Origin of the sequence: Rhizobium sp. N621 (assembly GCF_001664325.1) — a bacterium.
Classification (GTDB): domain Bacteria; phylum Pseudomonadota; class Alphaproteobacteria; order Rhizobiales; family Rhizobiaceae; genus Rhizobium; species Rhizobium esperanzae.
The window spans coordinates 4,344,120-4,367,572 of record NZ_CP013495.1 but is presented as its reverse complement, the minus strand read 5'-3'; the positions used below and the strand labels follow the sequence as shown (position 1 = coordinate 4,367,572).

The 23,453-nt window shown below is 62.4% G+C and carries 22 protein-coding genes, 1 tRNA gene and 1 pseudogene; 6 read left to right on the top strand and 18 right to left on the bottom strand.

All coding sequences use genetic code 11. The annotated features are described in order from the left end of the window. Positions 1 to 51 precede the first annotated feature (51 nt). The 4 genes from AMK00_RS20940 to rsfS all read right to left on the bottom strand — a co-directional run bounded on the left by AMK00_RS20940 (position 52) and on the right by rsfS (position 3,986). On the bottom strand, positions 52 to 1,374 hold the full coding sequence (locus AMK00_RS20940) for a S41 family peptidase (protein ID WP_003543943.1): 1,323 nt from the start codon (positions 1,372 to 1,374) through the stop codon (positions 52 to 54). Beyond that, the gene (locus AMK00_RS20935) at positions 1,364 to 2,764 is read right to left on the bottom strand and encodes a murein hydrolase activator EnvC family protein (protein ID WP_064811580.1); all 1,401 of its coding nucleotides are present in this window, start codon (positions 2,762 to 2,764) and stop codon (positions 1,364 to 1,366) included. The genes AMK00_RS20940 and AMK00_RS20935 overlap by 11 nt, the downstream gene beginning before the upstream one ends. A 179-nt stretch (positions 2,765 to 2,943) precedes the next feature. Next, positions 2,944 to 3,426, bottom strand: coding sequence for a 23S rRNA (pseudouridine(1915)-N(3))-methyltransferase RlmH (gene rlmH, locus AMK00_RS20930; RefSeq protein ID WP_064805729.1), 483 nt, complete (start codon positions 3,424 to 3,426; stop codon positions 2,944 to 2,946). Between the two features lie 116 nt (positions 3,427 to 3,542). Then, positions 3,543 to 3,986 (bottom strand): ribosome silencing factor, encoded by a 444-nt coding sequence (rsfS, locus tag AMK00_RS20925; RefSeq protein WP_042119120.1) that lies wholly within the window; start codon positions 3,984 to 3,986, stop codon positions 3,543 to 3,545. 209 nt (positions 3,987 to 4,195) lie between these two features. On the opposite strand from rsfS, the gene AMK00_RS20920 reads away from it, so the two are divergent. Continuing rightward, the gene (locus AMK00_RS20920) at positions 4,196 to 4,573 is read left to right on the top strand and encodes a winged helix-turn-helix domain-containing protein (protein WP_064811579.1); all 378 of its coding nucleotides are present in this window, start codon (positions 4,196 to 4,198) and stop codon (positions 4,571 to 4,573) included. On the opposite strand, the gene modC is transcribed toward AMK00_RS20920, so the two are convergent. From modC to obgE, 7 genes are all read right to left on the bottom strand, one after another. After that, the gene (modC, locus tag AMK00_RS20915) at positions 4,574 to 5,641 is read right to left on the bottom strand and encodes a molybdenum ABC transporter ATP-binding protein (protein WP_064811578.1); all 1,068 of its coding nucleotides are present in this window, start codon (positions 5,639 to 5,641) and stop codon (positions 4,574 to 4,576) included. Beyond that, a complete protein-coding gene (gene modB / locus AMK00_RS20910; RefSeq protein ID WP_064811577.1) occupies positions 5,638 to 6,339 on the bottom strand; it encodes a molybdate ABC transporter permease subunit in 702 nt (233 codons plus the stop codon). The genes modC and modB overlap by 4 nt, the downstream gene beginning before the upstream one ends. 310 nt (positions 6,340 to 6,649) lie before the next feature. After that, positions 6,650 to 7,441 (bottom strand): molybdate ABC transporter substrate-binding protein, encoded by a 792-nt coding sequence (gene modA, locus AMK00_RS20905; protein ID WP_064811576.1) that lies wholly within the window; start codon positions 7,439 to 7,441, stop codon positions 6,650 to 6,652. Between the two features lie 435 nt (positions 7,442 to 7,876). After that, a complete protein-coding gene (locus tag AMK00_RS20900) occupies positions 7,877 to 8,476 on the bottom strand; it encodes a nicotinate-nucleotide adenylyltransferase (protein ID WP_237350484.1) in 600 nt (199 codons plus the stop codon). A gap of 37 nt (positions 8,477 to 8,513) precedes the next feature. Beyond that, positions 8,514 to 9,797, bottom strand: coding sequence for a glutamate-5-semialdehyde dehydrogenase (locus AMK00_RS20895; protein ID WP_064811574.1), 1,284 nt, complete (start codon positions 9,795 to 9,797; stop codon positions 8,514 to 8,516). Then, complete coding sequence (gene proB, locus AMK00_RS20890) at positions 9,790 to 10,959, bottom strand: glutamate 5-kinase (RefSeq protein ID WP_064811787.1); 1,170 nt, start codon at positions 10,957 to 10,959, stop codon at positions 9,790 to 9,792. Before proB ends, AMK00_RS20895 begins: the two co-directional genes overlap by 8 nt. Continuing rightward, positions 10,946 to 12,034, bottom strand: coding sequence for a GTPase ObgE (gene obgE, locus AMK00_RS20885; protein WP_064811573.1), 1,089 nt, complete (start codon positions 12,032 to 12,034; stop codon positions 10,946 to 10,948). Before obgE ends, proB begins: the two co-directional genes overlap by 14 nt. An 84-nt stretch (positions 12,035 to 12,118) precedes the next feature. Here obgE and AMK00_RS20880 point away from each other — a divergent pair, with 84 nt between their 5' ends. After that, entirely contained in the window at positions 12,119 to 13,021 is a 903-nt protein-coding gene (locus AMK00_RS20880; protein WP_064805712.1) for an endonuclease/exonuclease/phosphatase family protein, read from the top strand. On the opposite strand, the gene AMK00_RS20875 is transcribed toward AMK00_RS20880, so the two are convergent. The 4 genes from AMK00_RS20875 to rplU all read right to left on the bottom strand — a co-directional run bounded on the left by AMK00_RS20875 (position 13,022) and on the right by rplU (position 15,009). Continuing rightward, a complete protein-coding gene (locus AMK00_RS20875) occupies positions 13,022 to 13,609 on the bottom strand; it encodes a GNAT family N-acetyltransferase (RefSeq protein WP_064811572.1) in 588 nt (195 codons plus the stop codon). It abuts the gene before it with no gap. Beyond that, a complete protein-coding gene (locus AMK00_RS20870) occupies positions 13,606 to 14,262 on the bottom strand; it encodes a GNAT family N-acetyltransferase (RefSeq protein ID WP_064805708.1) in 657 nt (218 codons plus the stop codon). The genes AMK00_RS20875 and AMK00_RS20870 overlap by 4 nt, the downstream gene beginning before the upstream one ends. 125 nt (positions 14,263 to 14,387) lie before the next feature. Then, positions 14,388 to 14,657, bottom strand: coding sequence for a 50S ribosomal protein L27 (gene rpmA / locus AMK00_RS20865; RefSeq protein WP_004676172.1), 270 nt, complete (start codon positions 14,655 to 14,657; stop codon positions 14,388 to 14,390). 34 nt (positions 14,658 to 14,691) lie between these two features. After that, positions 14,692 to 15,009 carry a 50S ribosomal protein L21 gene (rplU, locus tag AMK00_RS20860; protein WP_007824851.1) on the bottom strand — a complete coding sequence of 106 codons (318 nt, stop codon included), beginning with the start codon at positions 15,007 to 15,009 and terminating at the stop codon, positions 14,692 to 14,694. A gap of 304 nt (positions 15,010 to 15,313) precedes the next feature. Between rplU and AMK00_RS20855 the strand changes: the two genes are divergently transcribed. Next, positions 15,314 to 15,403, top strand: a tRNA-Ser gene (locus AMK00_RS20855). A 63-nt stretch (positions 15,404 to 15,466) separates the two neighbouring features. Here AMK00_RS20855 and AMK00_RS20850 read toward each other — a convergent pair. The 3 genes from AMK00_RS20850 to AMK00_RS20840 all read right to left on the bottom strand — a co-directional run bounded on the left by AMK00_RS20850 (position 15,467) and on the right by AMK00_RS20840 (position 18,232). Next, entirely contained in the window at positions 15,467 to 16,447 is a 981-nt protein-coding gene (locus tag AMK00_RS20850; protein WP_064811571.1) for a LysR family transcriptional regulator, read from the bottom strand. Between the two features lie 171 nt (positions 16,448 to 16,618). Then, positions 16,619 to 17,971, bottom strand: coding sequence for an MFS transporter (locus AMK00_RS20845; protein ID WP_064811570.1), 1,353 nt, complete (start codon positions 17,969 to 17,971; stop codon positions 16,619 to 16,621). A 15-nt stretch (positions 17,972 to 17,986) separates the two neighbouring features. After that, positions 17,987 to 18,232 carry a hypothetical protein gene (locus tag AMK00_RS20840; protein ID WP_064811569.1) on the bottom strand — a complete coding sequence of 82 codons (246 nt, stop codon included), beginning with the start codon at positions 18,230 to 18,232 and terminating at the stop codon, positions 17,987 to 17,989. A gap of 349 nt (positions 18,233 to 18,581) precedes the next feature. Between AMK00_RS20840 and AMK00_RS20835 the strand changes: the two genes are divergently transcribed. The 3 genes and pseudogenes from AMK00_RS20835 (at position 18,582) to AMK00_RS20825 (ending at position 23,441) form a co-directional block, all read left to right on the top strand. After that, entirely contained in the window at positions 18,582 to 20,024 is a 1,443-nt protein-coding gene (locus AMK00_RS20835; RefSeq protein ID WP_064811568.1) for a M81 family metallopeptidase, read from the top strand. A 48-nt stretch (positions 20,025 to 20,072) separates the two neighbouring features. After that, positions 20,073 to 21,858: pseudogene (locus AMK00_RS20830) on the top strand (gamma-glutamyltransferase family protein). Between the two features lie 251 nt (positions 21,859 to 22,109). Continuing rightward, positions 22,110 to 23,441: a glucoamylase family protein gene (locus AMK00_RS20825; protein ID WP_064805694.1), complete on the top strand. Its 1,332-nt coding sequence runs from the start codon at positions 22,110 to 22,112 to the stop codon at positions 23,439 to 23,441. The last annotated feature ends 12 nt before the right edge of the window (positions 23,442 to 23,453 follow it).

Below are 23,453 nucleotides of genomic sequence, written 5' to 3'. Positions count from 1 at the left end.
AACAGCAGAAAGGGTCAAGGCCGGGCGAGTGCCCGGCCTTGCAATGATCGATTACTTGGCGACGACGGCCTTGTCCGGATTCGGCGGGAAGGCCGGATCGGTCTTCTTGCCGCGCAGCAGGTCGAGCGCGTAGTTCAGCTGAACGTCATCCTTCGGGTCCGGCGGCACATAGGCGACGGAGCCCGAACCTTCGTCGGTTTCGCTCTGGCCCTTGATGTGGCCGCGCAGGCTGGATTCACCTTCGGTCACCATCTTGCCCTGAAGTTCCTCCGGCAGCGGCTCCTCGACCTTGATGTCGGGGGTGATGCCGGTGCCCTGGATCGAGCGGCCCGACGGCGTGTAATAGAGCGCCGTGGTCAGGCGCAGCGCGCCGTTTTCGCCGAGCGGGATGATCGTCTGGACGGAACCCTTGCCGAAGGAGCGGGTGCCGAGAACGGTGGCACGGCGCAGATCCTGAAGGGCGCCGGCGACGATTTCCGATGCGGACGCCGAACCGCCGTTGATCAGCACGATGACCGGCTTGCCATCGGTCAGATCGCCCGGACCGGCATTGAATCGGCGGGTTTCATCGGGATTGCGGCCGCGGGTCGAAACGACCTCGCCACGCTGCAGCAGCGCGTCGGAGACGTTGATCGCCTGGTCGAGCAGACCGCCCGGGTTGAGGCGCAGGTCAAGGACATAACCCTTCAGTTTGTCGGCCGGAACGGTGTCCTTGATCTTCTTGATCGCCTTCTCCATGTCGGGATAGGTCTTTTCGGTGAAGGAGATGATGCGGAGGTAACCGACATCGTCCTCGACGCGCGACTTGACGGCCTGGACGGCGACCACATCACGGACGATCGTCAGTTCGATCGGCTTGTCGGCGCCCTTGCGGATCAGCGTCAGCTTGATCGGCGTGTTGACGGCGCCGCGCATCTTCTCGACGGCGTCTTCCAGCTTCAGGCCGCGAACGGACTGGCCGTCGATCTCGGAGATGTAGTCGCCGGCGAGAACGCCGGCCTTGGCGGCGGGCGTGTCATCGATCGGGGTGATGACCTTGACGAGCTCGTCCTCCATCGTGACTTCGATGCCGAGACCGCCGAACTCACCCTTCGTCTGGGTGCGCATGTCTTCGGCGTCCTTCGCATTCATGTAGCTCGAATGCGGATCGAGCGAGGACAGCATGCCGTTGATGGCATTCTCGATCAGCTTGTCTTCGGCCGGCGGCGTGACGTACTGCGCACGCACGCGTTCGAAGACGTCGCCAAATACCGAGAGTTCCTTGTATGTCGAGGATCCGGCTGCTTCTGCCGGCACACCTGCCGAGTAAATGACGCTCATCGCGGTCGCACCCATCAATGCGCCGACCAGAACAAGAGAAGCCCTACGAATCATTGCGTGCCTTTCCAGTGTCCTTGGCGGTCCACCACGGTCGGGAATCGACCGGTTTACCGTCTTTTCGAAATTCAATGTAAAGCGTTGGCCGGTCCGTTTCCAGCGCCAATGCAGTTGCGCTCGCCACTCTTTTCGCTCCCATCACGGCGAGCGGTTCGCCGGAGAAAACGAATTTTCCCTGACGGGTATTGATCGCATCCATTCCAGAGAGAACCAGGTGATATCCGTCGCCCGCGTCGAGAATGATCATCTGACCGTAACTTCGGAAAGCGCCGGCAAAAACCACCAGGCCATCGGCAGGCGCCGTCACCACTGTCTCCGGATTGGTGGCGACCGTCATTCCCATGGCTTCATGCCCGGTGCCATCGGCATCGCCGAACTGGCGCAGGATATCGCCGGCCACCGGCAGTTCCAATTTCGCCCTCAATTCTGCGAAGGGATATGCGGGCGCAATGCGGTTTTTATCGGGCACGCCGCTCTCGGCCAGCGCCTTCGCCTGAGCCCGCTGCTCGTCGGTCAAGAGCTTGCGGTTTTCCTCGGCCTGGCGGGCGGCGGCGGCCGCTTCGCGTACCGAGGCGATCTCGGATTCCATCGAGGCGACGAGGCCTTCGAGGCTGGTCGCCTTGCCCGCGAGTTCCTGCGAGCGTTTCCTTTCGGCCTCCAGTTCGGCGGCGTTGCTGCGGCTGAGCTTATCGTTTTCGGCAAGCAGCAGGTCCATGCGCCGCTCTTCCTCGATGCTGTCGGTCATCGTCGCCGTAAGCTGCGTCTTCTCGGCGGCGCTTGCCGTCTGCAGCGCAGCCAGGCTTGCGAGATCGGCGGCGAGCTTGTCGGTTTCCTTGCGGATACCGGGCACGACGGCGCCGAGCAGTATGGCGCTGCGCACGGAAGCAAGCGCGTCGTCGGGCGTGACGAGCAAAGCCGGCGGCGGATTGCGGCCCATGCGCTGGAGTGCCGCCAGCACCTCGGCCAGCAGGCCGCGGCGCTCATGCAGGGAACGGCGAATGCCATCCTGCTTGACGCCGAGATCGGCAAGCTTCTTCTCGCTCTCGAGAATATGCTTTTCCAGGCCTTTGCGGCGGGCGGCGGAATCGATCAGCGCCTGGCGAATGCTCTGCGTGCTCTTTTCCAGATTGCTGATGCTTTGCTGGAGTTCGCTCACTTTGTCCGAGGACAGGCTGATGGTCTTCGAGAGGGTTTGGAGTTCGGCGCGGGTCTGATCGCGTTTGGCGGCAAGTTCGGCGGCCGGATCGGGCGGCGGCGCCTCGGCGGGCGGCGGGTCTGAAGATTGCGCCGCTTCCGGGGCGGCATCCTGGGCCCGGACCGAAAACGGGCTTGTCGAGACGAGTATGACCGCAACACCCAAACCGGCCGCAAGTGCCGGCAGAATCATGCGGTGTCGCCTGGTTGAAATCGTCGTCATGCGTGTCCGGGCACTCTCTCAAATCGCGCGGAGACTAAGCTGATTTGGCACGCTTTGCCAGAAAGTTTGCAGGAGAAAGCCTGCCTGCGCAAAACACGGCTGCGTGACAATGCGACGCATCGCCAAAGCCATGGACAGAGCCGGAATGGTCAGACGCGGTGATAGGGGTGGCCGGACAAGATGGTGACGGCGCGGTAGAGCTGCTCGGCGATCAGCGTGCGCACGAGTTGGTGCGGCCAGGTCATTTTGCCGAGGCACAGTGTGGCGTCGGCCCGGTCGTAAAGGGCGGGATCGAGGCCGTCGGCTCCGCCGATCGCAATCGTCAGCTCGCGTTTTCCCTGGTCACGATAGGTGCCGAGCAGGTTTGCGAAGGCTTCGCTGTCGAGCGCCTTGCCGCGTTCATCGAGAAGAATGAGAACACTGCCCTCGGCCAGCGATTTCAAAAGCATCGCCGCCTCTTCGCGCTTGCGGGTCTCCGCATTGGAGGCCCGGCTTTCGCCGACTTCGGCAACACGGGTGAATTCGAGACCGACAGCAGAGCCGGCCTTGGCGAAGCGATCGAGGTAACGGGCCACAAGATCCTTTTCGGGGCCGGACTTCAGCCGTCCCACCGCAAAAAGGCCAATTCGCATTTCCCCGCTCCTGCTCGTGACGGCATTTCAGGCGCACGATGCACCGCAGCCGGCTTCTTATCTTCCCGGCCAGTCAAATGCCGCATCTCAGACGCCGGACGATGCCGGTTCGCCTGTCAGTGCCGTGTTTCTTCATCCATATCCGGAGCCGCCCACATCTTTTCGATGTTGTAGAACTCGCGGATTTCGGGGCGGAACACATGCACGATGATGTCACCGGTGTCGATCAGGATCCAGTCGCCGCCTTCCTGACCTTCGACGCGGGCTGAACCGAAGCCTTCGTCCTTGAGATCGGTGAGCAGGTGATCCGAGATCGCCAGGACATGCCTGTTCGAGCGACCGGAGACGACGATCATGTAGTCTCCAAGCGCCGATTTTCCGGCAATGTCGATGGTGACGATATCTTCAGCTTTGGAGTCCTCAAGGCTGGTGAGGACGGCTTCTAAGGCGCGGGCAGCGGCATCGGCGCCACGTTCCGCACTCTTCGGGACAACGGCGAGCGTTTTTCCCTTGGCGTGTACTGTTGTCAGTTTTTTCCCTTTCCTGGAATGACAAACCATGCACAACACGAGATCCGATCACGACCGGATCATGGTTAAGATAGGCATCAAACCACTAATGTTTCAAGACGTGCTAAGGTACAGAGCGGCCGAAAATCCGATCTGGCGCCCGAATTGAAGAATATTGCCGCCCAGGCTGCTTGTGCGGTCGGTGTACAGTTTCCGTATCGCGGCGTAAAGTGCCGCAAATTCCTCGATTTTTCGATTCGATGACCGATCCAGCCGCAAAAGCACCTGTTCCCGTCCTGCGAATCAGCTTCCCGAATGAGCACCGCCTCGGTCACGGCAAGATGGAACTGCTGGAGCATATCCGCGCGACCGGATCGATCTCGGCGGCCGGACGGGCGATGGACATGTCCTATCGCCGAGCCTGGCTGCTCGTCAGCGAGATGAACCGGATGTTCTCAGAACAGGTGGTGGAGCCACAACGCGGCGGACAGAAGGGCGGCGGTGCGGCATTGACGCCATTCGGCGAAGAATTGCTCGCGCGTTTTCGCCGGATGGAAAAGACGGTGCGGGAGAGCCTTGCCGAGGATCTCGCCTGGCTCGAAGCCAAGCGAAATCTGCCGCCTGGCGAGCGCGGCTGATCAGCCTTCCAGGGCAACGGTCTTGATGATGGCGAAGACGGTCTTGCCTGGCCGAAGATTAAGGCGCTCGCAGGAGAGTGCGGTGATACGCGAAAGAATGGCGTCGCCGGCGCAATCGATCCGGATTTCGACCGTTCCGTCCTCGCCCGACGATATCGCTTCGATCCTGCCTTCGAGAATGTTTAGCGCGCTGAGGCCCTCGGGCCTGGCGGTCGCCAGCATGACGTCGCGCGACGGGATGCGGATGCGCACTGGTCTGCCGGGCGTAAGCACTGCGCTCGGAATATGCAGTTGAGAGGATTTCAGAGTGACGGTCGACAAGCGGTGACGCGCATCGAAGCTTTCGACGGTGCCTTCGAGCAACGCGCCGGCCTCTTTCCGGTCGGCGGCCGCAGACGGGCGGCTCAATATGTCGACGGCCGGGCCGGTCGCTTGCACCTTGCCGTCGTGCATGACGACGACCTGGTTTGCCAGCCGCGCCACCTCGGCAATCGCATGGCTGACATAGACGATCGGGATTTCGGTCTCATCGCGCAACCGCTCGAGATAGGGCAGGATCTCGGCCTTGCGCGCCTCGTCGAGGGCGGCAAGCGGCTCGTCCATCAAAAGCAGCCGGGGCGAGGAGAGAAGGGCGCGGCCGATCGCGACCCGCTGCTTTTCGCCGCCGGAAAGTTTTGCCGGGCTGCGTTCCAGCAGCGGCTCGATGCCGAGCAGGTCGATGATATGATCGAAATTCTCGCGGCGCGCCGCCTTTGGGGCAAACCAGCGGCCGTAGGAAAGATTGGCGCGGACGCTCAAATGCGGAAACAGCCGTGCCTCCTGAAAGACATAACCGAAACGGCGGCGGTGTTTCGGGACGACGATGCCAGCTGTCGTTTCGGTGAGGCGCTCGCCGTCAAGCACGACGCGACCTTCATCCGGCCGGGCGAGACCGGCGATGATGCGGATCAGTGAGGTCTTGCCGGAGCCGGAGCGGCCGAACAATGCAGTCACACCGCCTTCGGAGGTGAAGGCGGCGTCGAGCGAAAAGGCGCCGAGTCTCTGTTTTGCCTGGACGATCAGGGTCATTCCGGATCGATCCTTCGGCCGGCGAGACGAGTGAGCAATTCGGAGGCGAGCACGGCAGCCATGGAAATGACGATGGCGACCAGGGTCAGCCGCAGCGCGCCGGCATCGCCGCCCGGCACCTGGGTAAAGGTGTAGATCGCGGACGACAAGGTCTGGGTCTCGCCGGGAATATTGGAGACGAAGGTGATTGTCGCGCCGAATTCCCCCATCGCCTTGGCGAAGGAGAGGATCATGCCGGCGATGATGCCGGGCAGGGTCAGCGGCAGGGTGATCGTCAGGAAAATCCAGACAGGGCCGGCGCCGAGCGTTCCGGCCGCCTCCTCCAGCTTGCGGTCGACTGCCTCGATCGACAGGCGGATGCTGCGAACCATCAGCGGAAAGGCCATGACGGCGCAGGCAAGTGCGGCGCCCGTCCAGCGGAAGGAGAAGACGATGCCGAAATGCTGGTCGAGCAGGCTGCCGATCGGACCGCGGCGGCCGAAGAGGATGAGAAGAAGAAAACCGGTGACGACGGGAGGCAGGATCAACGGCAGGTGAACGGCGCCGTTCAGCACCGACTTGCCCCAGAAGCGGCCGCGGGCCAAGAGCAGGGCAACGAGGATGCCGAAGGGCAGGCTCGCCAGCATCGCGACGATCGAGACGCGCAGGCTGAGCAGGATCGCCGTCCATTCTTCGTTGCTCAGGCCGAATATGTTCAACTGCGATTGTCTCCCTTGAAAATCCGGCATCACCCGACGCCTGTCCCTCATCCGCCTGCCGGCGCCGCCGGGGGTCGAGCCACGGGCCTCGACCCGTCCTTCGGACCCCCGCTCGCGGGGCGAAGGGGGATCGCCGCAACCTCTCCGTCCCTCACTAACGTCTCGCAGGGCACGTCCCCTCTCCCCGCGGGCGGGGAGAGGGTTAGGGTGAGGGGCAACCATCCGCACGAAGTGGGCAGCCAGAATAGTAGGTCAGCAGCCTTGACGCTAAGCTGTCGCCCCTGATTCCGCAATCGTCTCAGCTTCTCAATCACTTCAGGATAGTGAAGCCCTGCGCCGTGAAGAAAGCGGCTGCCTTGTCCGATTTCAGGAAATCGAGATAGGCTGCTGCATCCGGGTTCTTGCTGTCGGCAAGAATTGCCACCGGATAGATGATCGGTGGGTGGGAGTCGGCCGGGAAGGTGCCGACGATCGCGACACCCCTATCGGCCGCCGCGTCGGTCTGGTAGACGATGCCGTAAGGCGCTTCGCCGCGGGAGACCAGGGCGAGGGCGGCGCGCACGCTTTCGGCGCCGGCGACCTTGCTTTCAACCGATGTCCAGACGCCGAGTTTTTCCAGTGCGGCCATGCCGTATTTGCCTGCGGGAACCGATTTCGGCTCACCCATGGCAAGCCTGCCGTCACCGAGCAAATCGGCGAGATTGAAACCCTGTTTGATCTCTACCGGCTTTGCCTTGTCCTTTCCGGCCACGAGTACGATTCGGTTTCCGAGCAGGTCCGAACGGGTGCCGGCTTTGATCAGCTTCTTCTCGGCGAGATAATCCATCCAATCGCCATCGGCCGAAATGAAGATATCGGCCGGGGCGGCGTTTTCAATCTGCTTGGCGAGCGCCCCGCTCGCCGCATAGGAGGCGACGGTTTCCTTGCCGCTCTCCCTGGTCCAGGCGGCATTGGCGGCGTCGAGCGCATTCTTGAGGCTCGCCGCGGCAAAGACGGTCAGTTTTTCGGCGGCTGCGGCCGGCGCCGGCAGCGCTGCCGCGCCTAACCAGAGAGCCGCGATCGCGGCGGTTGCCAGGTTCATCCATCGGCCGCGGTTCTGCATGCATTCACTCACCAGGATTCGAAATATTTTAAGGAATATAACGACTCTCACGGTTTGGCTAGGGATGTATCCAAGAAAATATAACCGTATCGATGGACAATCGGCCTTACCTTTTCATGAGGTGCATTGCTTTCGCGATCGGTCCGCCAGAGGACCGCAAGGGCGCTCTTTAGGGTTTGCCGATTAAAACGGCAGCGTGCCAGGACTCGCAGCCGCAGTATTGCATCGTCCGCATTGCTGCATTGCACAAAATGACATTCACCTTCCCGCGGAATATGGTACAACACATCCATCGAAACGGCTTTCTCCTCCTCCCATAGCCGTTCGACAGGATCGGCAACACTCCTCCTCCCAGTTGTCGGTCGAGTTTATAAGCCCGACGGATCTCCTCCCCCGTCGGGCTTTCTCGTTTCCGGGAGTTTTCCTGAAATTCAGCTATTCGACCGTGCCCGGCAAAGCGTCGTTGCGGATGGCCGTCGAGCTCAAGCCGGAGCGCGGGCCGTGAATGAAGGTCCAGGCCGGCGCCGGCTTCTTCCAGAGAACCCGCGCGTCGTCCTCGTCGATGCGGGCGAAATCGAAGGTCCTCGTCATTTTCGAAGAGAGATAGGAGAGTGTGGCGCCCGGTCGGTCGATCACGGCGATCGGAAAGGTGCGGGCGATCTCCTGCCATTTCTGCCATTTGTGGAAGGTTTGCAGGCTATCGGCGCCCATGATCCAGATGAAATGCACATGCGGATTGCGGGCTTTGACGCGGGCCAGCGTATTGGCGGTGTAGCTGACGCCGAGCGCCTGCTCGAAAGCGGTGACCTTGATGCGCGGATCGGCGGCGACACGCTCGCTTTCGGCAATGCGCTCGGCAAGTGGCGCGAGAAGATTGCGGCTTTTCAGCGGGTTGCCGGGAGTCACCATCCACCATAGCTGGTCGAGACCGAGCCGCTTGATGGCAATTTCGGCGACGAGCGCATGGCCCTCATGCGGCGGATTGAACGACCCGCCGAACAGGCCGACGACCATGCCGCGCTCGCTGTGCGGCATGCGGAGATAACGTCGGTCCAGCTTTTCCGTCGTCACGTCAGGGTCGGGTCTGTCCGGCACCGCGCACCCGGTATTTGAAGGAGGTCAGTTGTTCGACACCGACGGGGCCACGGGCGTGCATCTTGCCGGTGGCGATGCCGATTTCCGCGCCCATGCCGAACTCGCCGCCGTCGGCGAACTGGGTCGAGGCGTTGTGTAGCAGGATCGCCGAATCGACTTCGGTGAAGAAACGCGCGACCACGCCGGAATCTTCGGCGATGACGGCCTCGGTATGGTTGGACGAATATTTCTGGATATGGGCGATGGCGCCCGATATGCCGTCGACCACGGCGACCGAGATGATCGCGTCGAGATATTCGGTCGACCAGTCCTCTTCCGTCGCGGGCTTGAGGCCGGGCGCAACCTTCAGCACTGCCGCCGAAGCGCGGATCTCGCAGCCGGCATCGGTCAGCACCTCGAGCAGTGGCGTCAGATGCGTGCCGATTGCCGCACCATCGACGAGCAGCGTCTCGGCCGCGCCGCAGATGCCGGTGCGGCGCATCTTGGCGTTGACGACGATCTTCTTCGCCATCTCGAGATCGGCGGAGGCATCGACATAGATGTGGCACAGGCCTTCGAGATGCGCGAACACCGGCACCCGGGCCTCGTTTTGCACGCGGGCTACCAGGCTCTTGCCGCCGCGCGGCACGATGACGTCGATTGCACCCTCGAGGCCGCGCAGCATGGCGCCGACGGCGGCGCGGTCGGTGACCGGAACGAGCTGGATCGCATGCTCGGGAAGTCCCGCCGCCTTCAGGCCTTCGACCATGCAGGCATGGATAGCCTGCGATGAACGGCGCGAATCCGAGCCGCAGCGCAGGATGACCGCATTGCCCGCCTTGAGGCAGAGCGCGCCGGCATCGGCGGTGACGTTCGGCCGGCTTTCGAAAATGACGCCGATGACGCCGAGCGGCGTGCGGACGCGCTCGATCTTCAGGCCGTTCGGCCGGTCCCAGGCGGCGATGACTTCGCCGACCGGATCGGCAAGGGCGGCGATGGCGCGGATTCCCTCGGCCATCTCGGCAATGCGCTTGTCGTTCAGCGTCAAGCGGTCGACGAAGGAGGCAAGCGTTTCGCTGCCTTCGATGTCCTTCAGGTCCTTGGCGTTTTCGGCGAGGATATGCGCCTTGTTCGCCAGGATCGCTTCGGCCATGGCGTTCAGGGCCTTGTTCTTCGCCTCGGTGGAGGCAAAGCCCAACGGCCGCGCGGCAGCCTTCGCCTTGCGGCCGATGTCGTTCATCAGCGCATCAATGTCAGGGCCCGGCGCAACGGTATCAAGCATAGCTCGCGTCCTTCTTTTGCCTTTCCGATTTCGACCGGATCTGCGCGTTCATCACCATATCGTCGCGATGAACCATGGCGGCGCGCCCGGCATAACCGAGAATGGCCGCGATCTCGGCCGACTTGCGGCCGGCGATGCGGCGGGCGTCCTCGGCATCGTAGCTCACCAGGCCGCGGGCGATCTCGCGGCCGGCAGGGCCGATGATCGCCACGGTGTCGCCGCGGCTGAAGAGGCCGGAAATGCTGCGCACGCCGGCGGGAAGCAGGCTCTTGCCGGCGCCGAGCGCCGTGACGGCGCCCTCATCGACGTGCAGTTCGCCTGCCGGCTGCAATTGTCCGGCGATCCAGGTCTTGCGGGCCGTGACGGGCGTTCCGGAGGGGGCGAACCAGGAGGAACGGGCGCCGTTTTCGATTGCCGAGAGCGGGCTGTCGGTCTTGCCCGAGGCGATGATCATGGCGCAGCCAGAGGTGGTCGCGATCTTGCCGGCATCGATCTTGGTGCGCATGCCGCCGCGCGAAAGCTCGGAGGCGGCGCCGCCGGCCATCGCCTCGATCTCCGGAGTGATTTCGGCAATCGTCTCCAGGAAGGCTGCGTTCGGATCGAGATGCGGCGGCGCGGTATAGAGGCCGTCGATATCGGAGAGAAGGATGAGCAGGTCGGCGCCGGTCATCGTCGCCACACGGGCGGCGAGGCGGTCGTTGTCGCCGTAGCGGATTTCACTGGTGGCGACCGTATCGTTCTCGTTGATGATCGGTACGGCGCCGATCTTCAGAAGCTGATTGATGGTGGCGCGCGCATTGAGATAGCGGCGGCGCTCTTCCGTGTCGCCAAGCGTCAGCAGGATCTGGCCGGCAACGATCTCGTCGCGCGACAGGCTCTCCGACCAGGCTCGCGCCAACGCGATCTGACCGACGGCGGCCGCGGCCTGGCTTTCCTCGAGCTTCAGCGCGCCCGACGGCAGGTCGAGCACCGAGCGGCCGAGCGCGATGGCTCCCGATGAAACGACGAGCACGTCGATACTCTTGGCCTTCAGGCCTGATATATCGGCGCACATGGCATCGAGCCAGGCCTTCTTCAGCCCGGCCTTCCGGTCGACCAGCAGGGCGGAGCCGATCTTGATGACGATGCGGCGGTAGCGGCCGAGCGGCTTACGGCTGGTCATCGGCCCCATCCTCGTCCTTGCCGTCTTCACTGACGACCATGTCGCGATGCCGGAGTTTCGGCGCCTTGGCCGGCTTCTCCTCGGCATTGTTCTCGACGATGATGTCGCGCAGTGCACGCAGAACCTCGGTCATACCCCTGCCGGTAACGGCCGAGATCTGGAAGGGGGTCTTGCCGCAGGCTTTCGCCAATTCCTTCGTCTTCTTCTTCAGTTCGGCCTCGTCGAGCACGTCGATCTGCGACAGCGCCACGATTTCGGCCTTGTCGGTCAGCTCATTGCCATAGGCTTCGAGTTCGTGTTTGACCGTCTTATAGGCCTTGCCGACCTTTTCTTCCTGGGCGGAGACGAGGTGAAGCAGCACGCGGGTGCGCTCGACATGGCCGAGGAAACGGTCGCCGATGCCGACACCTTCATGGGCGCCTTCGATCAGGCCGGGAATGTCGGCAAGAATGAACTCCCGCTCGTCGATGGTGGCGACGCCGAGATTGGGATGCAGCGTGGTGAAGGGGTAATTGGCGATCTTCGGCCGGGCGCGGGTAACCGCTGCCAGGAAGGTCGATTTGCCGGCATTGGGCAGGCCGACAAGGCCGGCATCGGCAATCAGTTTCAGCCGCAGCCAGATGGTTTTTTCCTCGCCGGGCAGGCCGGGATTGGCCCAATCCGGCGCCTGATTGACCGAGGTCTTGAAATGGGCGTTGCCGAAGCCGCCATTGCCGCCATGGGCGAGGCAGTAACGCTGGCCTTCCTCGGTCAGGTCGCAGATCATCGTTTCCCGGTCTTCCTCGAAGATCTGCGTTCCCACCGGGACCTTCAACGTCACGTCGCCGCCGTTGGCGCCGGTGCGGTTGCGGCCCATGCCATGGGTGCCGATCGTCGCCTTGAAATGCTGCTGGTAGCGGAAATCGATCAGCGTGTTGAGGCCGTTGACGGCCTCGACCCAGACGTCGCCGCCGCGTCCGCCGTCGCCGCCATCCGGGCCGCCGAACTCGATGAATTTCTCGCGCCGGAAGGAAACGCTGCCCGCGCCGCCATCTCCGGATCGGATATAGACCTTTGCTTCGTCGAGAAATTTCATTTTACTTCCAGTATCCGGTGGCAGTTGGACGGCCCGTCTTGGCCCATTCGATATAGGCGGTTCCGACGGAGGTCAAAGATTATCGTGAATTTCGTGAGCTATAACATACAGTACGGCTTCGGTCTCGACGGCCGATACGATCTCAAGCGGATTGCCCGGAGCCTCGAAGGCGCCGATGTCATCGCACTGCAGGAGGTGACCCGCGGCTTTTCCCGCAACGGTTTTGCCGACATGGTGGCTGACATTGCTGCCTTCTTTCCCGATCATTTCTGGGTGTATGGGCCGGCCTGCGACATCCATATCGACGGGGGCGAAGGCGGGCTGCAGCCGGTGCGCGGCACGCGTTTTCAGTTCGGCAATATGGTGCTGTCGCGCTGGCCGATCCTGTCGACGCGGACGCTGCTTCTGCCACGCAGCCGGACGATCGCCAAGATCAACCTGCAGCGCGGCGCAACGGAGGCGCTGGTCGCCGCTCCCGGCGGGGCAGTCCGCGTCTATTCCGTCCATCTCGACCATGTCTCCGCCGACGAGCGCATTCGCCAGCTGCAATTTTTGAACGCCCAGGTCAAAGCCTTCATGCAAGAAGGCGGGTCGTTGACAGGGGGCGCCGAATTCGAGCTGCCGGAGCCGCCGCTGCCGGAGGATTATGTCATCATGGGTGATTTCAACATGGAGCCGGAATCGCCGGAATATTGCGCGCTTGCCGGTGCCGGTGGCGGATATTACGGCCGCGTGGCGAGGATCGGCACGCCGGTTGACGCCTTTGCGGCGCTTCAGGCCTATCGCCCGGAGAGCTACAGCTGGATGGATCCTGAGGATCACGGCAAACGCATGCATCTCGATTACTGTTTCGTCAGTTGCGGCCTGGAGGGCCGGTTGAAATCCGCCCGGATCGATACGCAATCCGTCGGGTCCGATCATTTTCCGGTGTGGGTCGAGATCGCAGACCATGGAGGCGCCGCCGGTGCGGCGGCGCCTCCTGTTTGACTAAGCAACCTTCCGCGGCTGCAGCGCGCCCGGCTGCAGCACGGTTTCGATGTGCGACACCATGGTGTTGCGGGCGAAACAATAGATTTCGCCGCAACCCGTCATGCGGAACCCGAGCTTCTCCTGCAGCCGCAGCGAAGCCGGGTTGTCGGCGAAGACACCGGAATGAACAGGCGTCTCCGGCATGCGGCGCGAGAAGCGCTCGATGATCGCCGCAACCGCCTCGCTCATATAGCCGCGCCGCCAGTAGTAGCGGTTCAGCCAATAGCCGAGGTGCCAGCGGCCGTGGCGCAGCTCGATCGAGACGGTGCCGATATGGACATCGTCCTTGCCAGTGATCGCCAGCGACCAGTCCGGCAGCGTGCCTGACGTGACCGGCATCAGCCAGTCCAGCGCATCCTGCCGGTCGAACGGCGCGGGGACGCGGGAGAGCATGCGCGTCACCGCGAAATCGGAGAGCGATTCCGCGATGGCGGGCGCGTCGCTCAGCCGGTGGGGGCGGAGCGTCAGCCGGGCAGTCGGGATGACCGGCGCGGGTCCGGGCATCATCGACTTGGTGTCCGGCCTTTGCAGTGCCGTCGTGCTCATGCGATGTTCCCCCAGCTTCGGAGCGACATCCAGGTCTTGCGGTCGAGCCTGTACCATTCCACTGGCACGTTGCTGCCGAGCGCCAGCGAGGCCGCGAGCCCCGATCCCTGGAACTGGAAGCCGCACTTCTGGATGACGCGCCGCGAGGCGACGTTCATCACCCGGCAACGGGCGTCGATCTGGTCGACGTCCTGCCGCGTCCGGAACACCATGTCGACGAGGGCATGGCATGCCTCGGTCGTATAGCCCTGGTTCCAATAGGGCTCGCCCAGCCAGTAACCGATCTCGACGGTTTTGCCGTCGGTATGCGGTTCGACGCCGCAGCACCCCATGAAGGCGCCGTTTTCGGCTTTGGTGATGGCATAGACGCACTTGCCAATCTCGCCATTTCGCGAACGCCAAACAAAGTCGGCGGCATCATTGGCGGTATAGGGGTGCGGCATACGCGATACCATGGTGGCGACTTTGGCGTTGTTGGCGAGATGGGCAAGGGCGTCGATGTCTTCTTCGTGGGGCGCGCGCATGACGAGCCGTTCCGATAACAAGACAGGGCAATCGGTCCTTAACCGCTCCGGCCTCAGCCGTTCCTTGGAAGACCGCTGGTCTTCCCGGGAAGACCGTGATTGGTCCACCCTTATCAATTCGCCTTGCATGTTCAGTCCTCCTGTTTGGACAAAGAAAAAGGGGAGATGGCGCCCCATCTCCCCTGTTTTCTGGACTGAACCTGGTACGGCCAGCCGGGTCGATGAGACGCCGGCTGTTTTTGAGCGCTACCGGCTTATTCCGCTGCTTCCGCTTTCGGCATGACAGACACGTAGACGCGACCGTTGGCCTTCGTTCGGTAGTCCACATTGCCGGCGGTAAGTGCAAAGATCGTGTGATCCTTGCCGAGGCCGACGTTGGAACCGGGATGCCACTGCGTACCGCGCTGACGCACGATGATGTTGCCTGCGATGACGGCTTCGCCGCCGAACTTCTTCACGCCAAGGCGCTTGGATTCGGAATCGCGACCGTTGCGCGAGGAACCGCCAGCTTTTTTATGTGCCATTGGAGTTCTCCTTTAAACCTGAAACCCGTTGATCTTACTTGGCAGCCACGATGTCCGTGATGCGGACGACCGTGTGATGCTGGCGATGGCCGCGCGAACGCTTCGAATTCTGACGACGGCGCTTCTTGAAGGCGATGACCTTCTTGCCGCGGGTCTGGTCGACGACTTCCGCCTTGACGGAGGCGCCGGCTACGAAGGGCGCACCGATCGCCGCGTCGGCGCCTTCGCCGATCACGAGCACTTCGGTGAATTCAATGGAGTCGCCAGCGGATGCTTCAAGCTTCTCGATGGTCAGCACGTCGTTGGCTGCCACACGGTACTGCTTACCGCCGGTCTTGATGACTGCGAACATTTTTTATCCTTTCATGTTCGTTCCGGCGCTCCCCGCCATTCGAGCAGGTGGCCGTCTTTTTATCAGTCGAAGTTAAGCAGGGATTTCAGGGAGCTAGCCCGGAATTCTGGTCTGCCGGTGAAACCCCGCGCGAGCGCGGGGCGGGCAAGGGGCGGACTACTCCACTCCTATTGCGGATGCGGGATACGCGAGTGACGGAAAGGTGTCAAGGCAAAAGGATGGAAAAGCTTGAGATTTCGGCTTGCCAACCTGTCATAGGCTCGTTATGAGAACGCCCGCGCCGAACAAGCGCCGACCTGACCGCGGAGAGGTGGCAGAGTGGTCGAATGCACCGCACTCGAAATGCGGCATACCTGCAAGGGTATCGTGGGTTCAAATCCCACCCTCTCCGCCATGGCCTTCAGCTTCCTACCGAAGGCAAAGGTAATAACACGTCTTCGTTATGCGGCGCGCCAATTCAGAGCGCATCCCGCGTCGCTGCGCCTAGGCGCTGGTGCTCTTGTTCCAAAGCCGCGAGACCCGTGAGGAGGAAATCTATGAATTCCTGTACATGCGGCTTATCCAGCGATGCCCGGTTCACCTTCAAATAATATCCGCGGTCGACCCGAAGCGGGCTGTCGAACAACGGGCAGAGTGCGCCTTCATCCATCAGCGTCCTCACGAGATGATGCCAGCCCAGCACGATTCCCTCTCCTTTGACGGCAGCGTTCACGAGAAGCGGATAATTGTTGCTGACCATGGCCGGCAACAGGTGCGGTACACCAAGGCCGCTTGCCTGGAACCAATCGTCCCAGGTGACCGGATGCCAGCCGATGGCATCGGACGTCCAGTGCTTGCGATGCAAATCCAGCAAATCCGCACGCTCCAGGCTTTGCGCATCCGGAAACGGGCCGTGGCGTTCGAGATAATCGGGGCTGCAGACCGGCTGGACGATATCCGGAAAGAGATAATAGAGGTTCTCCCCAACCTCGCAGCGTTCGTTTCCACAAATCAGCGAAAGATCGACCTCATCAAAGTTCCGCAGCGTGTCGTCTTCGTCCGAGGCCAAAAGCACGAACCTGACATCCGGCCGATCGGAACGGAATCGGTCCACGAGGGGCTTCAGCCAACAGGCGATCGCTGCATTGGTGCCGGAACAGGTGATGACGGGAGGGTCGGAGGGAGCGTTGATATTGTTGATCCCGTCGCAAATGATGTCGAGCCCGCCACTGACCGCAGTCAGGAGCCGCTGACCATCGGATGTCAGTTCGAGGCTGTTGTGCTTTCGGATGAACAGAGTGACGCCCAGCGATTTTTCGAGGCCGCGGATCTGCTGGCTGATGGCGGCCTGGGTGACGTTGAGCTCGTTTCCGGCAAGGGTAAAGCTCAAATGCTTCGCGGCGACTTCGAAAGTGGCGAACGAACCGAGCGAGGGGAGATAACGGCGTTTGAGCAGCATGCGATAACATCATCGTCCGAGGGATCACCGACACAGGGTCGCACGTCTTTCAGATGCACAAAAGACCAGTCACACAAAGGGCTGAAGCGCGCCGCATGGTTCAAATCCGGTGCGACGCGCTTTGGCAGGTCGTTATCGCAAAACCGCTGCACAGTTTTGCGCGACATGCCTTTAGTGCGAAAAGCCGGCGGCGGTTTCGCTAAGGCTCTTCCCCTTCGTCTCCGGAGCCCACAATTGTGACACCAGAGCGCCGCTGAACACGACCGCCGCAGCAACCAGCATCGTGGTCGAAACGCCGAATTTCTCGACCCCGATCGGCAACAGGAAGGTGCCCAGACCGGCGCCGATCCGGCTGACGGCGGCGGCAAAGCCGGTGCCGACCCCGCGGACCTCGGTGGGGAACACCTCGCCGGGATAGATGCTCGTCAGCGTCCCGTTCATCGCATTCAGGAACGAGAAGACGAGGAAGAGCCCCAGCACGACGGCCGAGGGCGCGCCCGACCACAGACCGATCACCAGGAAGACGACCGTGGTGATCCACTGTGGCGGCACCGTGAACAGGCGCCGGCCGGCCTTGTCGATCAACGCCACCGTGACGGCGACCCCGGCCACCGCAACCATCGACAGTCCGACGCCACCGGCAAGCCCGCCATTGAGGCCATATTGCTCCAACACGCTGTCGGCAAAAGTGGCGATCGCAAAATACGGCAGAACGTTGCAGAACCAGAACCACGAAACGAAGGCCGTCATCCGCCAATATTTCACGGAGAACAGGTCGGCGAATCGGCCTTGGCGCACCTCCGCGCTCTCGATGTCCGCCATCTCCTCGGCGCTCTCCAGATATTTGCGGGCGATCGTGCGCGCCTCATTCTTGCGACCCTTGCTCCACAACCAGCGCGGCGATTCAGGCAGGCCAATCCGGGCGAAGAACAGGATGACCGAGATAAAGGTACTTGTTCCGATAATGATCCGCCACGGCATCGGCTCCGGCAGGTTCAAGACGTAACCCACCGTGTAACCGATCATGAATCCGCCGTACCAGGCAAGGATCGTGACGCCCATCAGCCTTCCCCGCAGCCGGGCAGGCGCAAATTCCGACATCAGCGGCCAGCCGACGGAATACTCGGCGCCGATCGCGATGCCCATCAGCAGCCGCACTGCGAACAGCATCGTCACCGAGTCGATGAAGAATTGCATCGCCGACGCGAGCACGAACAGTCCCATGTCGATCATGAACAGCGGCTTGCGGCCGAATTTGTCGCCGGCCCACCCGCCGAGCGGCGAGCCGATCAGGATCCCGAACAGCGCAGCCGAGGCGATGAGGCCCATATCGACCGTCGACATTCCCATTTCCGCCTTCATGACAGCCGTCACCGGGCCGATGACCCCGAGAATGTAGCCGTCGAGCAGCATTCCGCCGGTGAGAACGGCAATCATCCTGATCATGAAGCGTCGTTTGAACGCAGCGGTCGTCTCTTCCCTGACAATTGGACCTGAAATAACCGCTCCCGTCTCCAGTGACATAGCTGCCTCCCTTGGTTAGCGAAAAAATTCTTCCTGTTCCTGCGGCATGTGGCGGGGCGGGGTGCCGCATCGGCCCGCCCCGCATTCGTCGGGAGGCGTCTCCTGCACGTGCCGGTTTGGCGCGCATGGAAAGTCCATGGCCAACGCCTGCGTCAAAGCGCGCGATGCGCGTGGCTTTGCGAAAAGCCCGTATTGGCAGACGATGGCAGGCGCGAGGGAACGGCTGACGGCCATGCCCACCGCAATGTGCTGTGTGATCATTTGACGCTCCTCCCGAGCGGCACAACTCCTGGACGACAGGGTCGGGCACATTGCATCTTGCGTATTCGAGGCCGAATTCGGCAAACGAGGATCTTCATCGGCGCGGCATAAGGCCCGCCTTATCCTGTCGGATGCTTCGAAGGCTGCCCGCTCCGCCGGTTTCAACTGCGCTGAGAAGGGAGGTACGATGGCGATGTCGGAAAAGATGCGAAGTCAGTCGCTTGCGATGCGCCCGCACTTGGTGTCAGATGACGAGCGAATACCGGAGACGGCACCGGGCCTCCAAAGGCGAGGATCTGCCGGCGCCGCCATCACTTCCTGATTGCTCCCAAATCAACCGAGGTTTCCCATGCGTATCGCCGTCGGTGGCATTCATATTGAATGCAGCACATACAATCCCGTTCTGAACGAAGAGAGGGATTTTCGGGTGTTGCGCGGCGAGGGGTTGTTGGAATCGCCCTACTTTGCTTTCCTCAGAGATTATGATGCGGAATTCCTGCCGACGATCCATGCCCGCGCCATTGCCGGCGGACCGGTTTCGCGTGCCACCTATGAGGCGTTCAAGAGCGAATTCCTCGAACGGCTGAAGCCGCTATTGCCGCTCGACGGGCTCTATCTTGCCATGCACGGCGCCATGTATGTGGACGGCATGGAGGATGCCGAGGGCGACTGGATCTGCGCGGCCCGCGCCTTGGTCGGCGAGGATTGCACGGTTTCGGCAAGCTACGACCTGCACGGCAATGTCACCCAGCGCATCATCGATGCGCTCGACATCTACTCGACCTATCGCACGGCGCCGCATATCGATGTCGAGGAGACGATGCGCCGCTCGGTCTCCATGCTAGTAGAGAGCCTGAAAACGGGCGTGAAGCCGGTCGTTCTCTGGGCGCCGATCCCGGTCGTGCTGCCCGGCGAACGCACCAGCACCGTCGATGAACCCGCGAAGAGCCTCTATGCGATGCTGCCCGAGATCGATGCGATGGCCGGCGTCTGGGATGCATCGCTGATGGTCGGCTACGTCTGGGCCGACGAACCGCGCGCCACCGCTGCCGCGATCATGACCGGCACCGACCGCGCCGTGCTCGAGCGTGAGGCCAAACGCCTCGCCCAGGCCTATTGGGGTGCGCGCGAGGATTTCGTTTTCGGTTGCGAGACGGGCTCTGTCGAAGAATGCGTCGCCAAGGCAATCGCCAGCCCGACTGCTCCCGTCGTGCTCGCCGAATCCGGCGATAATCCGACCGGCGGCGGCGTCGGGGACCGGGCCGATGTCCTGGCCGAATTGATTGCCAAAGATGCTGACGGCGTCGTCTTTGCCGGTATCGCCGACAAGGCGGCGACCGAAGCCTGTTATGCCGCGGGGGTCGGTGCGGGGCTTGTCTTGAGCGTCGGCGCCTCGCTCGATACCAAGGGCAGCAGGCCGGTCAACGCGCGCTTCACCGTCAAGTTCCTGTATGAGACCCCCGACCCCGCCGATCGACAGGCGGTCGTTTCGATCGGCGGCATCGAACTCGTGCTCTCGGCCAAACGGCGGCCCTACCACAATATCGCCGACTTCACCCGGCTCGGGCTCGACCCGCATGCGGCCAAGATCATCGTCGTCAAATCGGGCTATCTCTCGCCGGAACTGGCGCCGATCGCCAATCCCAACCTGATGGCGCTGTCGGAGGGCGTGGTTGATCAGTTCGTCGAGCGTCTGCCGCGGCTGCGCAAGCAGCATCCGACCTATCCGTTCGACAAGGATTTTGCCTTCGAGCCGCAGGTCTTCCTCTCCGCGCGCTCGCCACAGGCTTGAGTCCCAGCGATCCGAACGGGAGATGATTTCCCAAGGAGGATGTTCGGCATGACCGGATTTACCACCCGACCTGAAATTCTCGGCACTTTCGGCGTCGTCACCTCGACGCACTGGATCGGCTCTGCGGTCGGCATGAGCATTCTCGAAAAGGGTGGCAACGCCTTCGATGCGGCGGTGGCGACCGGCTTCGTGCTGCAGCTCGTCGAGCCGCATCTCTGTGGCCCCGGCGGCGACCTGCCGGCGGTGATCTATTCGAAGAAGAAGGACAAGGTCGAGGTCATCTCAGCCCAGGGGTCAGCACCCGCCGGCGCGACGATCGAACACTATACCGGGGAAGGCCTGACGCTGATCCCCGGCGACGGCCTGCTGGCGACGGTCATTCCTGGCGCCTTCGACGGCTGGATGCTGATGCTGCGCGACTACGGCACGATGAGCGTGCGCGAGGTGCTGGAACCGGCGATCTATTATGCCGAGCACGGCCATCCGCTGCTGCCGCGGATCTCGGCGACCATCAAGGGGCTTGCGGCCTTTTTCGAAAAGGAATGGCCCACCTCCCACGAAGCCTGGCTGCCAGGCGGCAGCGTTCCCGAAGCGCAGGCGAATTTCCGCAATCCGATGCTGGCGCAAACCTGGAAGCGCGTCATTGCCGAAGCCGAGGCAAAGCGCGGTCGGGAAGCACAGGTGGAAGCGGCTCGCGACGCCTTCTATCGCGGCTTCATCGCCGAGACGATCGACGCCTACCTGAAGACCGCCGAAGCGATGGATGCCAGCGGCAACCGCCACAAGGGGGTGCTGACCGCAAGCGACATGGCCAACTGGTCGGCGACGATCGAGGAACCGCTGACCTATGATTATCACGGCTGGACCATCGCCAAAACAGGGCCCTGGGATCAGGGGCCGGTCTTCCTGCAGACCCTGTCGATCCTGAAGGGGTTCGACCTCGCCGCGATGAGACCGAATGGCGCCGATTTCGTTCATACCGTCGTCGAGGCGATGAAGCTCGCCTTTGCCGACCGCGAAGTCTATTAATGGCGACCCGAATTTTTCGGAAGTTCCCGTCGCGCATCTGCTGTCGGAGAATTACGCTGCCGAACGCCGCAAACTGGTCGGGGCGGACGCCTCCTTCGATCTTCGCCCCGGCATCATTCCGGGTTTCGAAGCGCAGCATGATCTAACGACGAAGATGCTCGGCGTCAATTCGCAGACCGGCGCCGTCTACGAGCCGACCATGGCGCATCTATCCGAAAAGCGCGGCGACACCGTGCATATCGACGTGATCGACCGTGACGGCAACATGGTCTCCGTCACGCCGTCCGGCGGCTGGCTGCAGTCTTCGCCAACCGTGCCCGGCCTCGGCTTCTGCCTCAATTCCCGCGCGCAGATGTTCTGGCTGAAGCCTGGCCTGCCAACATCGCTTGCTCCGGGAAAACGGCCGCGCACGACGTTGACGCCGTCCCTCGGCCTCTATGAAGGCCGCCCGACCCTTGCCTTCGGCACGCCGGGCGGCGACCAGCAGGAGCAGTGGCAGCTTTCCTTCTTCCTGCACCATATCCATCACCAGCTGAACCTGCAGGCGGCGATCGATCAACCGCTCTTTCATACCGCTCATTTTCCGAGCTCCTTCTATCCGCGCAGCCGCGAACCCGGCAGCCTGATAGCGGAAGAGAATTTCGGTCGGGATGTGCTCGAAGCGCTCGCCCGAAAGGGCCACAAGCTGACGATCACCGATCCTTGGACGATCGGCCGGCTGACGGCCGCACGACGCGATGCCGACGGGCTGATGCGCGCCGCAGCCACCCCGCGCCTCATGCAGGCCTATGCTGTCGGACGATAATGGGCTGCTTTCCAGAGCGCCCCCGTAGGCAACAAGTATTGCCTGACATAGACTGTGCCGGTGCGGTGCGCGGCGGTGCTTTTGCTGCGCCGCTTATATGACTTATGCTAGATATTAATTCACCGATAATTGTTAACGACCGACCGCCTCCGTTTGTGTTCTCTTATCCCTGCGAATCAAAAAGGTTTGATTTGCTCGGGGACGACCACCATGTTCAAGCATGGGTCGATGCAACAGTTGGGTAGGAGCCTATGCTGCAACGGATCGAAGACATTGATGCAGCCCTCATCGACAGGTTGCAGCATTCGGCTTTCAAGTACTTCCTGAAATATTCCAATCCCGAAAATGGCCTGGTGGCCGATACCTCGATCGCCGGCGTGCCGGCGAGCATCGCGGCCGTCGGCTTCGCCCTTTCCTCCTACCCCGTTGCCGTCGAGCGGTGCTGGATCAGCCGCAAGGAAGCGGCCGAGCGCACGGTCAATACACTGCGTTTCTTCGCCGAGGCGCGCCAGGGCGACGAGCGCCATGCGACCGGCCATCGCGGTTTCTTCTACCATTTTCTCCACATGGATAGCGGCAATCGTGCCTGGAACAGCGAGCTTTCGACCATCGACACGGCGCTGCTCATCGCCGGCGTGCTGACCTCAGCGCAATATTTCAATCGCGAAGACGAGACCGAGACTGAAATCCGTGAGCTCGCGACCTTCATCTACGAACGCGTCGATTGGCGCTGGGCGCTGAACAAGGGCGACACGATTTCCATGGGCTGGAAGCCTTCGTCGGGCTTCCTGCGCTGGCGTTATCACGGTTTCGACGAGGCGATCATTCTTTATGCGCTGGCACTCGCCTCGCCGACGCATCCCGTGCCGCAGTCGAGTTACGACGCCTTCACATCGAGCTATTCCTGGATGACATTCGGCGACCAGCCGTATCTCTATGCCGGCCCGCTTTTCATTCATCTCTTCTCGCATGCCTGGATCGATTTCCGCAGCATCCAGGACAAACCGATGATGGAACGCAACTGGGACTATTTCCGCAACACCCAGGTCGTCATCAACATGCAGCGCGACTACGCCGAGCGCAATCCCGGCGGTTTCGTCGGTTACAACAGGAATGTCTGGGGCTTTACCGCCTGCGACGGTCCACCGCCGACGCGGCGCATGCGTGGCGGCCGGCAGCCGAAGGTTCTGGGTTATGCCGCCCGCGGCGCCCCGCTCGGACCCGATGACGGCACGATCGCACCCTGGGCCGCACTCGCCTGCCTGCCCTATGACCGGCAGGCGGCTCTCGACGGCACCAAGGCGCTTTTGACCACCTATCCGAACCTGCTGCTGGAAGGCGGCTTCCCCGGCGGCTTCAATCCGACCGTGCAGACCAAACGTCCGGAGGGCTGGGTGGACGACCGCACCGTCGGCATCGACCAGGGCCTTGTCGTCATGACCATCGAAAACGAGCGTTCCGACTTCATCTGGAAGCTGATGCGACAATCGCCGGTCATCCGCCTCGGACTTGAGCGCGCCGGCTTTACCGGCGGCTGGCTCGAGGGCATCGAGCCGCAAGAGCTGGTGCGCCGGGTCGGTTAGCCCGCGTGCCCG